The organism is Mycobacterium sp., assembly GCF_049278535.1.
Classification (GTDB): domain Bacteria; phylum Actinomycetota; class Actinomycetes; order Mycobacteriales; family Mycobacteriaceae; genus Mycobacterium.
On record NZ_JBAPMI010000119.1, the window covers coordinates 1 to 12,950 of the forward strand.

The window sequence follows — 12,950 nt, forward strand, 5'->3', positions numbered from 1 at the left end:
AGCTCACCCCGGCCAGCTCCGGCACGCTGCGCGAGTTCTTCGCCAGCAAGAACGTCAAGCTCGAACCGCAGCAGGCGAAGGATTTCAAAGCCCTCGACCTCACCCTGCCGATGCCGCAAGGCTGGACCCAGGTGCCAGACCCCAACGTGCCCGATGCGTTCGTCGTGATCGCCAACCGGCACAGCACCAACCTGTACACCCCCAACGCCCAACTCGTGGTGTACCGGTTGGTCGGCGACTTCGACCCGAAAGAAGCCATCACTCACGGCTATGTCGACAGCCAGCAGCTGCCCGTGTGGCGTTGCACCAACGCCTCGCTGGCCGACTTCAACGGTTCGCCATCGTCGATCATCGAAGGCACCTACCGGCAAAACGAGATGACGCTCAACACGTCGCGCCGCAACGTCATCGTCACCTCGGGACCGGACAAATACCTGGTGTCGCTGGCGGTGACCACGGAAGCCGGCGGGACTGTCGCCGAGGCGCCGGCCACCGACGGCATCATCAACGGTTTCCGGGCCGGGGCACCTGGGTCTAACGCACCCGCCGCGCCGCCGCCGGCACCCGCGGCTGCACCGCCCGCGCCCGCAGCACCACCGGCCGTCGTCGCTCCGCCTCAGGCCCTGGCGCACTAGCGCGCCGCAGCGGGGACCCCCAGCCACGTATTGTGGCCCCATGCTGATCGCTGGAGTGCTGTGCCTGTGCGCCGCCGTGGCAATGGCCGTACTCGGGTTCCGGTCGTCGGTCCGTCCCGTCGGCACCGGCACCGCCGGGCTGATCATGCGCTCGGTCGCGCCGCCTCAGCTGGCCGCCGCGATCATGCTGGCCGCCGGAGGCGCGGTGGCGATCGCCGCGCCGGCGGGCACCGCGCTGCCGGTCATCTGCGTGTGCGTCATCGGCGCCCTGGGCACCGTCGCCGCCGGCTCGTATCAGACCGCGCGGTACGCCCTGCGTCATGAGGAGTCCACCGCCAGCTGCGGTGGTTCGTGCGCGGCCTGCACGCTGGCCTGCCACTGACCGAAGCATCTTTGTGCTGAAGCGGCTGTCGGCGCTGCCGATCGACACCTTCCTGCTGGCCATGGCGGCTACGGTGGCGCTCGCGGCGCTGTTTCCGGCCCGAGGCGCCTTTGCCGACGTGATGTCGGTGGCCGCCAAAGTGGTTATCGCGCTGCTGTTTTGGCTCTACGGCGCCCGGCTCTCGCCGCAGCAGGCCTGGCAGGGCGTCAAACGGTGGCATCTGCATCTGCTGGTTTTGGCCACCACCTTCGTGGTCTTTCCGCTGCTCGGGCTCGCCGCACGCGGCCTGGTTCCCTGGCTGCTGAACCTCGACCTGTACAACGGGCTGCTGTTTCTGTGCCTGGTCCCCTCGACCGTGCAGTCCTCGATCGCCTTCACATCCATTGCGCGGGGGAATGTCTCGGCCGCGCTGGTCAGCGCATCGTTGTCCAACATCGTCGGGATCGCGCTGACCCCGTTGCTCGTCGTGCTGCTGATGAACACCCGCGGCGGCGCCCAAATGGACACCACCGCGGTGCGCGATGTCGTGGTGCAACTGCTGTTGCCGTTCGTGGCGGGTCAACTGATGCGGCCGTGGATCGCCGACTGGGTTGCCCGGCACGGGGTGCTGACCAAAGTCGTCGACCGGGGTTCGATCCTGTTGGTCGTCTACACCGCGTTCTCGATGGGCATGGTCGAGCACATCTGGCGCAGCGTCAACGCCTGGCAGCTGGTGATCGTCGCGGTCGTCAACACCGTGTTGTTGGCGGTGGTGCTGGCCTTCACCTGGCTGGTCGGGCGGCTGGTCGGCCTGGACCGCGGCGACAGCATTGTGCTGCTGTTCTGCGGCTCGAAAAAGAGCCTGGCGTCCGGCCTTCCGATGGCGCTGGTGTTCTTTCCGGCCGCCACCGTCGGCGTGATCATGTTGCCGCTGATGATCTTTCACCAGATACAGCTGGTGGTGTGCTCGGTGATCGCCAGCAGGCTGTCCCGCGACTCCCTGGACGACGAGCCTGCCGCGGCTTAGTTGCGGCTGACGTCGATCGGGTGGGTGGCCAGCAGCGACAGCGGCTGGGGCTGACGGCGCAGCACCCGGCCCCACAGGTCTACCCGCGGCTGGACGAGAACGTCAGATGGCAACGCCGACAACACAATCCAGTCGTCGCGTTCAATCTCGCCCTCTAGTTGACCGATGGTCCAGCCGGAGTAGCCGGCGAAAATGCGCACACCCTCGACCAGCGGGCCGATCGACTCGGGGTCGGCGTCGAGATCGACCATCGCCATCCGGCCGGCCACATGACGCAGGCCGGGCGCGCCGTCCGGATCCGCGCCGACCCGCAACACCGCCAGGCACAGCGCCGCATCGCGTTTGACCGGTCCGCCGATGAACATCGTCTTCGGTTTCGCCGCTATCTGCGCCCACTGCGGCAAGACGTTGTAGACCGCGGTCTCACTGGGGCGGTTGAGCACGACGCCCAGCGTGCCGCCGTCGTTGTGCTCGACGATGTAGATCACGCTGCGGCGGAACGTCGGCTCGAGCAGATCCGTGTTCGCCAGAAGCAAAGTCCCCGCTCGCACTCGGTGTGCGGTGGGGGCAACATAGTCTTCTGGATCTTCGGACTGCGCCACCGCACCATCATGGCATCCGGGCCCGCCGACTGTGGCGAACAAGCCGGGCACTGCGAGGAATTTGTACTGTTGTTAACAGGGCCCGCCGGCCGGTCTGCGCACGCCGGGTCCGCTACGTGCCGGGCCCCATGGGGAAGTAGGTTCAGTGACTCATCCGAGCGCGCCCGCCGCTGTCTGGCGTTCGGTGCGCGGCTTGCCCGACTTCTGGCGGCTGCTCGAGTTGCGGACGGCAAGCCAGTTCGCCGACGGCCTGTTTCAGGCGGGCCTGGCCGGCGCGCTGCTGTTCAACCCCGAGCGCGCCACCCGCCCGCTGGCGATCGCCGGCGCGTTCGCCGTGTTGTTCCTGCCGTATTCGCTGCTCGGCCCGTTCGCCGGTGCATTAATGGACCGCTGGGACCGCCACCTGGTGCTGATCGCCGCCAACGTGGGCCGGGTGGTTTCGGTGTCGATCGTGGGAATCTGCCTGGCGGTCGGTGCCCGCAATGTGCTCGTGCTGTGCGGTGCGCTGGTGGTCAACGGGCTCGCCCGGTTCGTCGCCTCGGGGCTGTCGGCCGCCCTGCCGCATGTGGTGCCGCGTGAGCAGGTTGTCACGATGAACTCGATCGCATCGGCGGTCGGCGCGGCCGCGGCCTTTCTCGGCGCCAACTTCATGCTGGTGCCGCGCGCGATATTCGGCTCGGGCGACCGTGGTGGCGCATCGATCATCTTCTCGGTCACCGTCCCGTTGCTGATCACGCTGCTGCTGTCGCTGCGCTTCCCCGCCCACGTGCTGGGTCCCGACGACACCCGGCTGGCGATCCACGGGTCGGTCGTCTACGCCGTCATCACCGGGTGGCTGCACGGCCTGCGCACCGTGCTGCAGCGTCCCACTGTCGCCGCCACCCTTTCCGGATTGGCCGCGCACCGGATGGTGTTCGGCATCAACTCCTTGGTGGTGCTGTTGCTGGTGCGCAGCCGCGATACGGCCGCGGTCTCGGCGCTGGGCAGCGCGATGCTGTTCGTCGCCGCGGCCGGCGCCGGGTCGTTTCTGGCCAACCTGGTCACCCCGGCCGCGGTGCGCCGCTGGGGCCGCTACGCGGCCGCCAACGGAGCGTTGGCGATCGCGGCCGCCATCGAGATCGCCGGCGTCGGTATGCGCCTGTGGGTGTTGGTGGCTTGCGGCTTCCTGCTGGGCGGAGTCGGCCAGGTGGTCAAGCTGTGCGCCGACACCGCGATTCAGATCGATGTGGACGACGCCCTGCGCGGACACGTGTTCGCGGTGCAGGATTCGCTGTTCTGGGTGGCGTTCATCGCCGCGATCACCGCCGCGGCGATCGTGATCCCGGGCAACGGCCACTCTCCCGCGCTGATCGTGGCCGGCGCCGCGGTGTACCTGTGCGGGCTCGCGGTGCACGGTGTCGTCGGGCGCGCGGCGAATCGTTAAGGTAGCCAGATGGCCGACCTGTCGCAGATTGTCGAGGATCTGCGTGCCGAAAGCGATGACCTCGACGCGCTGGTCGCGCCGCTCGCCGAGGAGGGCTGGGCCGCGCCGACGCCCGCCGCGGGTTGGACGATCGCCCACCAGATCGGGCACCTGCTGTGGACCGACCGCGGCGCGCTGGTGTCGGTCACCGATGAGGACGCCTTCGCCGACGTGGTCAAGACCGCCTTGGCGGACCCGATCGGTTTCGTCAACACCGCCGCCGACGAGCTGGCTGCCATCTCGCCAGACGAATTGCTCGCCGACTGGCGGCTCACCCGGGCACGGCTGCACGACGCGCTGCTGACCGTCGCCGACGGCCGCAAGCTGCCGTGGTTCGGCCCGCCGATGAGCGGCGCCTCGATGGCGACCGCGCGGCTGATGGAGACCTGGGCGCACGGGCTCGACGTCGCCGACGCCGTCGGCGTGACCCGGCCCGCCACCGCCCGGCTGCGATCGATCGCCCACATCGGCGTGCGCACAAGGGATTTCGCGTTCGTCATCAACGAGCAGCAGCCGCCCAGCGACCCGTTCCGGGTCGAGCTGCTCGCCCCCGACGGCAGCACTTGGTCGTGGGGTCCGGCCGACGCGTCGCAGCGCGTCACCGGGTCCGCCGAAGACTTCTGCTTCCTGGTCACCCAGCGCCGCCCGCTGCGCGAGCTGGACATCAGGGCCGAGGGCGACGAAGCGGCGCGCTGGCTGCCGATCGCCCAGGCCTTCGCGGGTCCCCCGGGAGCCGGTCGCTAGCCGACCGGGGCCAGGTAACCCTAACCTTATTTCCGGTAGGCTCACCGTTCGATGAGCGAAGCACCGGTGATCCTGCCGCGGGAGCTGACCGAGGGACTCAGCGCCGCCGTCCGCGACGCTCCCCCGCCGCCCACGCCGATGCTGGCCGAGCCCTATGCGCTGCGGCCGGTCGACCCTGACGCCGACGCGGAGATGATCTCGTACTGGATGAACATGCCCCACCTCGTCGAGGCGTGGGAGTCAGCCTGGCCGGTGACCCGGTGGCGTGACTACCTACGCGCGCAGCGAGCCGGCAATTACTCCCGCCCGTTCATCGGCAGCATGCATGGCGAAGCCGGTGGCTACGTCGAGGTGTACCGCGCCGCAAAGGATTCCATCGCCACGCGGTATCACGCCGATCCGTACGACGTCGGACTGCACGCGGCTATCGCCGAACTGTCGATCGTCAACAAGGGACTCGGCCCGTTCCTGCTACCACGTATTGTCGCGAGCGTCTTCGAGGTCGAACCCCGTTGCCGCCGAATCATGTTCGATCCCGATCACCGCAACACCTCGGCGCGACGGCTGTGCGAGTACGCCGGGTGCGCCTTTCTCGGCGAGCACGACATGAGCAATCGGCGGATGGCACTCTACGCGTTGCCCCGGACTCCCGACGACATTCCCGAGGCTCGCTAGCCGCTACCCAGCTCGTGGTAGCCGTCGTAGTCGGGTTTCATTGCCGCCGCGACCAATTCCCACAGCACCTCATCGGTGCCGCCGCCGACCCGGGCCAGCTTCATGTCCCGCCACCAGCGGCCGAGGGGTGTTTCGTCGACCAGATAGCCGGAGCCGCCGAAGATGTGCATGCACTCCGACAGCACCTCTTCGCCCAGTCGCGCGGCAGTGACCTTGACCGCAGCGGCGGCCCGCAGATCCAGCCGGCCTTCGGCGGCGATTCCGTTGAGGCCGTGCCGAAGTAGGTCGACGCGGGCCTGCAGGTCGGCCAGTCGCAGCCGCAATGCCTGGTGCTCGAACAGCGTCGAGCCGAACTGCCGGCGCTCGACCATCCTGGCGTGGGTGATGCCCAGCACTCGCTGACACCCTCCGGCGACCTGCCCGGCGATCGACATCCGCTCGTGGGCCAGGCCCCAGGAGATCGCCGCCAATCCCGTTCCGGGGCGGGCGATCAGCGCGTCGGCCGGCACCCAGGTGTCGATGTGGACCGCGGCGGTATCCAGCGGTCCGGCGCCGACTTTGCGATACGGGGCCTGCACGTCGGTCTGAGCCGTCGGGACGGCGATCACCAACACGTTGCCGTGCCGGCTGGTCGAGTCGTCGTCCACGCCGCGGCCGACCACCATGATGTGGTCTGCCACTGGCGACAGCGACACGAATTTCTTGACACCGCGTACCGCGAATCCGTTTCGGGCAGAACGGACTTCGGTCTCCACGATCTGCAGGTCCGAGCCGCCCGACTCCTCGGAGGCGCCGATGCACAGCACCGCCTCGCCGCGGATGGCTTGCTCGCAGATGTCCTTGAGATAGTCCGACCGGCCGAAGCGACGCAGGATGGCGACCGCCGAGTCGTGCAGGCTGACGCCGACGCCGATGCCTGCCGAGCCGAGCCGGCCCAGCGCGAACGCCAGCGCAACCAGCTTCGGCACATCCGGGTGCTGACCGTTGCGCCACTTGTTGGCGAACACCCCGCGCTCACCAAGATGCTCGATCAGCTTGCGCGGAAACCGTTCGCTGGCTTCAGCTTCCGCGGTCCATCTGACGACGTCGTCGTTGAACACCTCGTCGAGCAGCGCCCGGTATTCGTCGATGCTCAGGTCTGCGGTCACGTGGTCACCGCGGCCAGGTTGCGTTTGACCTCCAGTCGCCGCAGCTTGCCCGACGAGGTTCGCGGCAGCGAGCCCGGCCGGACGAACACCACGTTGGCGGGCACGATGCCACACTCCGAGGCCACTTTGGCGACCAGCTCGCTGCGGGCTCCGGCTTCGTCGGGGCCGCGGAATTCGGCGGTGATCACCAGACCGGGCCGGGTCGTGTCGTCGTCGGTGCCGACGGCGACCACGGCACCCTCACGCACGCCGTGTATTTCGGCGGCGACCCGTTCGATCTCTGCGGGGAAGACGTTGCGGCCCGCGATGGTGATGATCTCCTTGGCCCGTCCGCAGACCACCAGGCCGTCGTCGGTGAGGTAGCCCAGATCTCCGGTCGGGAACCACGCGCCGGGCTCCAGTGCGGTGTCGCCGAGATAACCGGACATCATCGAGGTGCCGCGGATCTCGATCTCGCCGACCTCGCGGCCAGGCAGTTCGGTGCAGTGCTCCGACGCGGTGATCCGGATTTCCATACCGGGGATCGGCTCGCCGAGAAGCGCATGGCGGCGTGATTCGGAATCGTCTGTGGCAGAGCGTACTTCGTCGAAGAGCAGGCCGGTGCCGGGCGTCGGGATGGTGACCGCGCAGGTGGACTCGGCCAGCCCGTACGACGGCGCGAACGCATCCGCCTTGAAACCAAAGGGGCTCAACGCATTCGCGAACCGTTCCATCCCCGCGCAGTCGACGGGTTCGCCGCCGTTGATTGTGTACCGCACCCGCCCCAGGTCGACATCGGACACCAGCCGGGCGTACTTGCCGATCATGCTGTAGGCCATGTTCGGCGCGGCGGTCAGCGACGCGCCGCTTTCGCTGAGCCATCGCAGCCAGCGGAACGGCGACGCGGTGAAAGCCGAGGTGGGGGCCAGCCAGACCGGCGTCCCCCCGAGAGCCCCGCTGAGCAGAAACGTCAGACCCATGTCGTGGTAGAGCGGCAGCCACGTGCACCCGCCGTCGATCGCCGGGTCGACGCCGATGCGGGTGAGCAGGCCGTTCACGTTGTTCAGCACCGCCTCGGCGGACAGCTGCGCGGTGCGGGGATTTCCGGTTGAGCCGGCGGTGCCCTGCAAGATCGCCGGCGTTCCGGCCGTCGCGTCGACCGGCGTGAAGCTGGTCGACGGTTCGTGCGCGACGGCGGTGAGGTCGAGCACCGTCAACGGCCCGTCCACGCCGGCGAGCAGGCCTAGTTCGGTGCCGTGACTGAAGACCGCGCGTACGCCGAGGCCGGCAAACCGCGTCAGGGTCGACTGGGCCCACTGCTGCGGATCGGCGCCGCGGACCGGTCCGGGCAGGATCGACACACTCTGCCCGGCCAGCCAGGCCGCGACGACAGCAGCGACGACGTCGGCGGTCGGCTCGCCGACCAGGCCCACCGCCCCGAGCTTGGGCTGGTCGACGATGCGGGTGGCGATGCCCTCGGCGCGGGCGTGGACCTGCGACCACGGCCGACGCGTCCAGGCGTCGGCCTCCTTGTCGAAGACCACCAGGTCGTGAGCTGAGGTGCGCATCGCCCGGGACAGGGCGGTGGCCAGCACGCTCACCGGCCGACCGGGACCTTTGCCCGGATGACGTTCTCGAGGTCGCCAACGGTGTCGCAGCCCAGCAGCTCCTGTTCGGACACCGCCACCCCGAGCTTGTCTTCGATCGCGACCATGCCCACCGCGAAGGCCACCGAGTCCAGTCCGACGTCGTCCACCAACCGCGATTCGGCGGCCACCCGGCTGACATCGACGTTCAGGTCGTCGCGCAGGATCTCGATCAGGGCAGCGCTCACCGAGTCAGAGCGTGACTGGTCGGAGTTCATGGGCCGTCACAGTACCGGGACGCCTCAGCGAAAGGGGCTCTACGGTTCGGGCGCCAACGCGCTGGCCGCATCGGCGGAACCATCGCCGTCGGTATCGGTGAGCTTGACGTCCCACCGCCCGTCACCGTCGGTGTCGACGTAGCCCGTCATACCGTCCGCGCCGGTCGTGATCGCACGGTCGGCCAACCCGTTGCCGTCGCTGTCGAGCAGTCGGACCTCGGAGTGGCCCTCCGCGCCGAAGTCAGACAACAACTTTCCGGTGTGCTCGACGCCGTCAAGCCCGAACCAGCGCAATCCGGACGCCGGTCGCGGTGGACGGTCCGCGCCGATCGCCCAGGTGCCCGTGCCGTCGTCGGTGAAATAGCGTTCCGCGGCGCCGTCGACGTCGAGCACGGCGTGATCGGCGATACCGTCGCCGTCGAGATCGGCCAGGGCGTCGTCGGCCAGACCGTCACCGTCGACGTCCAGGCCGATCGCATCCAGCCGGCCGTCGCCGTTCAGGTCGAGATCCGGCCCGCGATCCCATATCGACGCTGCGCCGTCACCGGCGCCAAGGCAATACTCCATGCCACTTCGACGCGGTCGCGCGGCTACTGGTTCCCGCGGGACTTCCACCAGGACAGCAGCTCGGCGGTGGCCTCGTCGTGAGTCAGCGGGCCGCGATCCAACCGCAACTCCTTGAGGTGCCGCCACGCCTCCCCGACCTGCGGGCCCGCCGGGATACCGAGCAGCTGCATGATCTCGTTGCCGTCCAGATCCGGGCGCACCCGCTGCAGGTCTTCCTTGGCGGCCAGCTCGGCGATCCGTGCCTCGAGATCGTCGTAGTTGGCCTGCAGCCGGGCCGCGCGGCGCTTGTTACGGGTGGTGCAGTCGGCGCGCACCAACTTGTGCAGCTGTGGCAACAACGGGCCCGCGTCGGTGACGTAACGCCGGACCGCCGAGTCGGTCCACTTGCCGTCGCCGTAGCCGTGGAATCGCAGGTGCAGGTACACCAACTGCGACACATCGTCGATGATCTGCTTCGAATACTTCAACGCCCGCAACCGTTTTCGCGCCATCTTGGCGCCGACCACCTCGTGGTGGTGAAAGCTGACTCCCCCGTCGGCTTCGTGCTTTCGGGTGGCGGGCTTGCCGATGTCGTGCAGCAATGCCGCCCAGCGCAGGATCAGATCGGGTCCGTCGTCCTCGAGCGCGACCGCTTGGCGCAGCACCGTCAGGGAATGCTCGTAGACATCCTTGTGCTGGTGGTGTTCATCGATGGCCATCCGCATGCCGCCAACATCGGGCAGCACCACGTCGCCCATCCCGGTCTGCACCATCAGGTCGATGCCCGCGACGGGGTCGGCGCCCAGCAACAGCTTGTCCAGCTCGGCTGCCACCCGCTCCACGGTGATCCGGCCGAGCTGCGGGGCCATGTCGATGATCGCCTCCAGCACCCGTGGGGCGACGGTAAAACCCAACTGCGAGACGAACCGCGCGGCGCGCAGCATCCGCAGCGGGTCGTCGCCGAACGAGTCCTGCGGGGCCGCCGGGGTATCCAGGACGCCGGCCTGCGCCGCGGTCAAACCGTTTAGGGGATCCACGAATTCGGCTGCGCCGCCCGCCGTGACGTGTACCGCCATAGCGTTGACGGTGAAGTCGCGGCGCACCAGATCGTCGTCCAGAGCGTCCCCGAAGCGCACCTGCGGATTGCGGGATACGCCGTCGTAGCGGTCGGCCCGGAAGGTGGTGATCTCCAAGCGCTGCTGATTCTTTTCCGCGCCAATGGTGCCGAACTCGATACCGGTTTCCCACAGCGCGTCGGCCCATGGCCGCAGCAGCTTCTGTAACTGCTCGGGACGCGCGTCGGTGGCGAAGTCCAGATCGGTGATCGGCCGCTGCAGCACCGCATCGCGCACCGAGCCGCCGACCAGATAGAGCTCGTGGCCGGCGGCAGCGAACAGCCCGCCGAGGCCGCGCAGAACACCGGCGTGCTGGTTCAACGCCTTCTGAGCGGCGGCCAGCAGCTCGGCATCCTGGGCAGCGTCGGGCACGGGCCGAGAATAGTCCGGCCCGATCCCGCAGCTCACCTACCGGCGAGTGCGCCCAGAGCGTCTGAGCACGCCAGCTACTATCGCTTGGGTGTCCGACGGCGAAAAATCGCAACCGCGTCGGCGTCGGGGAAGGCGCCGCGGTCGGCGCTCGGCGAACTCGGGCGAGGCCCAATCCGGCAACGAGGCGAGCGCCGGCAGCACCCCGGCCGCTGCGGCGAAGTCCGGACAACGGCGCTCGGCGCGCCGCGGACCCGAGCGGTTACGCACCGTGCATGAGACCTCCGCCGGCGGGCTGGTCATCGACAACATCGATCGACCACGTGAAGAGCAGGTCGCGGCGCTGATCGGTCGCGTCGACCGGCGCGGCCGGATGCTGTGGTCGCTGCCCAAGGGTCACATTGAACTCGGCGAGACGGCGGAACAGACCGCGATCCGGGAAGTCGCCGAGGAGACCGGGATTCAGGGCAGCGTGCTGGCGGCTCTGGGCCGGATCGACTACTGGTTCGTCACCGACGGGCGCCGGGTACATAAAACCGTGCATCACTATCTGATGCGATTCCTGGGCGGCGAGCTGTCCGATGAGGACGTCGAGGTCGCCGAGGTGGCGTGGGTGCCGATCCCCGAGCTGCCGTCGCGACTGGCGTACGCCGACGAACGCCGGCTGGCCGAGGTGGCCGATGAGCTGATCGACAAGCTGAAGAGCGACGGCCCGGCGGCGCTGCCACCGCTGCCGCCCAGCTCGCCGCGGCGGCGTTCGCAAACCCATTCGCGGACCCGCATTCGCCGACCTGACGAGTCGGTCCGAGGCCGGAAGAACGGTCGCGGTCCCGGGCCGTAGCCGCGACGACGATGCAGAGTAATTCGAGGTGGGCGCAGCACCTGCTGGCGGGAATCGGAAGCGGCTCGACGGCGCCGCGGTTGCGGCGGGGTGCCCTTGTGCGTTTCCTGATGGTGGCGGGCATTCTGGCCGGCCTGGGAACCGGCGTCGTGCCCACCGCCGCCGCAGGCGAGCCCGGGGCAATGCCCTTCGTTCAGGTGCGGATAGATCAGGTCACCCCACAGGTCGTCACCACCACCAGCGAGCCCGTCGTCACCGTCACCGGCACGGTGGCCAACATCGGGGACCGTTCGGTCCGTGACGTGATGATCCGTCTCGAACACGCACCGGCCGTGCCCAGCTCGGCCGGATTGCGCACCACCCTCGACGGCGACACCGACCAGTACCAGGCCGCCGAGGACTTCGTGACGGTGTCGCCCGAGCTGCGTCGCGGTCAGAAGACGAAGTTCACGCTGTCGGCCCCGATGCGGTCGGCGAGCAAGCATTCGCTGGACATCGGTGCGCCCGGCGTCTACCCGCTGCTGGTCAACGTCAACGGCACACCCGACTATGGCGAGCCGGCGCGGCTGGACAACGCCCGCTTTCTGCTGCCCGTGGTGGGCGTGCCAGCCGATCCGCTGGACATCTCCGGCGATGCGCTGGGCGCTGTGATCGCACCCGACACCTCGAAACCCGTGCCGGTCACCATGCTGTGGCCGCTGGCCGACCGGCCCAGGCTGGCACCCGGAGTGCCGGGCGGCACTATCCCGGTCCGATTGATGGACGACGACCTGTCCACGTCGCTGGCCACCGGTGGCCGGTTGGACGTCCTGCTGGCCGCCGCCGAATTCGCGACCAGCCACGACGTCGATCCCGACGGCGCCGTCAGCCGCGCGACGTGTCTTGCTATCGACCCGGATCTGCTGGTCACCGTCAACGCGATGACTGCGGGCTACGTCGTCTCCAACTCCCCCGACGGACCCGCCCAGGAGCCCGGCACTCCGACACACCCCGGGACCGGGCAAGCCGCTGCGGCAAGCTGGCTGAACCGGCTGCGTGCCCTGGCTCACCGGATGTGCGTCGCGCCGCTGCCCTACGCCCAGGCGGACCTGAACGCCGTGCAACGCATCGGCGACCCCGGCCTCAGCGCGACCGCCACCAGCGGCGCCGGAGACGTCGTCGACCAGATCCTCGGCGTCGCAGCGGTCCGCGGCGCTACCTTGATCCCCGACGGCTTGCTGACCCGCCGCGGCGTGGATCTGTTGAGCGCCAACGGCAACACCGTGGTGATCGCCCCCGCGGACTCCTCCACCAGCGACTCCAACAACCCGGTCCCGGCCACCGCGGACACCGCGCCGCGGCGGCTGTCGCCGCAGGTGGTGATGGCGCCGTTCGACCCCGCTGTCGGCGCCGCATTCGCCGCGGCCGGCGCCGATCCGGTGACGCCCAGCTATTTGAACTCCAACCTGACGATTCGACTTCAGCACGACTCCGAGGCCGCTCGCCGTCAGGACGCGCTGGGCTCGATGCTGTGGCGCGGCCTGCAGCCCCGGGTCAACCCGCGCACCCAGATCCTGCTGCCCCCGACCAATTGGAAACTCCG

The 12,950-nt window shown here is 69.0% G+C and carries 13 protein-coding genes and 1 pseudogene; 8 read left to right on the forward strand and 6 right to left on the reverse strand.

The genetic code is table 11. From position 1 onward, the window contains the following. From WAO18_RS07630 to WAO18_RS07640, 3 genes are all read left to right on the forward strand, one after another. The coding region (locus WAO18_RS07630) for an LpqN/LpqT family lipoprotein (protein ID WP_422205209.1) at positions 1-635 on the forward strand (635 nt) is incomplete at its 5' end. Between the two features lie 40 nt (positions 636-675). Then, on the forward strand, positions 676-1,017 hold the full coding sequence (locus tag WAO18_RS07635; RefSeq protein WP_422205211.1) for a hypothetical protein: 342 nt from the start codon (positions 676-678) through the stop codon (positions 1,015-1,017). Positions 1,018-1,033: 16 nt separating this feature from the next. Then, entirely contained in the window at positions 1,034-2,023 is a 990-nt protein-coding gene (locus tag WAO18_RS07640) for a bile acid:sodium symporter family protein (RefSeq protein WP_422205229.1), read from the forward strand. On the opposite strand, the gene WAO18_RS07645 is transcribed toward WAO18_RS07640, so the two are convergent. After that, positions 2,020-2,625: a YqgE/AlgH family protein gene (locus tag WAO18_RS07645; protein WP_422205212.1), complete on the reverse strand. Its 606-nt coding sequence runs from the start codon at positions 2,623-2,625 to the stop codon at positions 2,020-2,022. The genes WAO18_RS07640 and WAO18_RS07645 overlap by 4 nt on opposite strands. A gap of 145 nt (positions 2,626-2,770) precedes the next feature. On the opposite strand from WAO18_RS07645, the gene WAO18_RS07650 reads away from it, so the two are divergent. The 3 genes from WAO18_RS07650 to WAO18_RS07660 are packed head-to-tail and all read left to right on the forward strand — an operon-like array spanning position 2,771 to position 5,506. Continuing rightward, positions 2,771-4,048: an MFS transporter gene (locus tag WAO18_RS07650; RefSeq protein WP_422205213.1), complete on the forward strand. Its 1,278-nt coding sequence runs from the start codon at positions 2,771-2,773 to the stop codon at positions 4,046-4,048. Between the two features lie 9 nt (positions 4,049-4,057). Further along, entirely contained in the window at positions 4,058-4,831 is a 774-nt protein-coding gene (locus tag WAO18_RS07655; RefSeq protein ID WP_422205215.1) for a TIGR03084 family metal-binding protein, read from the forward strand. A 51-nt stretch (positions 4,832-4,882) separates the two neighbouring features. Continuing rightward, on the forward strand, positions 4,883-5,506 hold the full coding sequence (locus WAO18_RS07660; protein ID WP_422205217.1) for a GNAT family N-acetyltransferase: 624 nt from the start codon (positions 4,883-4,885) through the stop codon (positions 5,504-5,506). Here the strand turns inward: WAO18_RS07660 and mbtN are convergent. From mbtN to WAO18_RS07685, 5 genes are read right to left on the reverse strand one after another with little or no spacing between them, the layout of a single operon-like run. After that, positions 5,503-6,654, reverse strand: coding sequence for a mycobactin biosynthesis acyl-ACP dehydrogenase MbtN (gene mbtN, locus WAO18_RS07665; protein ID WP_422205219.1), 1,152 nt, complete (start codon positions 6,652-6,654; stop codon positions 5,503-5,505). The genes WAO18_RS07660 and mbtN overlap by 4 nt on opposite strands. Next, positions 6,651-8,234 (reverse strand): long-chain-fatty acid--ACP ligase MbtM, encoded by a 1,584-nt coding sequence (gene mbtM, locus WAO18_RS07670; protein ID WP_422205220.1) that lies wholly within the window; start codon positions 8,232-8,234, stop codon positions 6,651-6,653. Before mbtM ends, mbtN begins: the two co-directional genes overlap by 4 nt. Then, positions 8,231-8,497 (reverse strand): acyl carrier protein, encoded by a 267-nt coding sequence (locus WAO18_RS07675; RefSeq protein WP_422205222.1) that lies wholly within the window; start codon positions 8,495-8,497, stop codon positions 8,231-8,233. The genes mbtM and WAO18_RS07675 overlap by 4 nt, the downstream gene beginning before the upstream one ends. A gap of 39 nt (positions 8,498-8,536) precedes the next feature. Beyond that, positions 8,537-9,064, reverse strand: a complete 528-nt coding sequence (locus WAO18_RS07680) for a pullulanase (protein ID WP_422205224.1) — start codon at positions 9,062-9,064, stop codon at positions 8,537-8,539. A gap of 23 nt (positions 9,065-9,087) precedes the next feature. Continuing rightward, positions 9,088-10,530 (reverse strand): CCA tRNA nucleotidyltransferase, encoded by a 1,443-nt coding sequence (locus WAO18_RS07685; protein WP_422205226.1) that lies wholly within the window; start codon positions 10,528-10,530, stop codon positions 9,088-9,090. 88 nt (positions 10,531-10,618) lie between these two features. On the opposite strand from WAO18_RS07685, the gene WAO18_RS07690 reads away from it, so the two are divergent. Beyond that, positions 10,619-11,368, forward strand: coding sequence for an NUDIX hydrolase (locus WAO18_RS07690; protein ID WP_422205228.1), 750 nt, complete (start codon positions 10,619-10,621; stop codon positions 11,366-11,368). Between the two features lie 11 nt (positions 11,369-11,379). Beyond that, a pseudogene (locus tag WAO18_RS07695) lies at positions 11,380-12,950 on the forward strand (hypothetical protein); the annotation flags it as partial.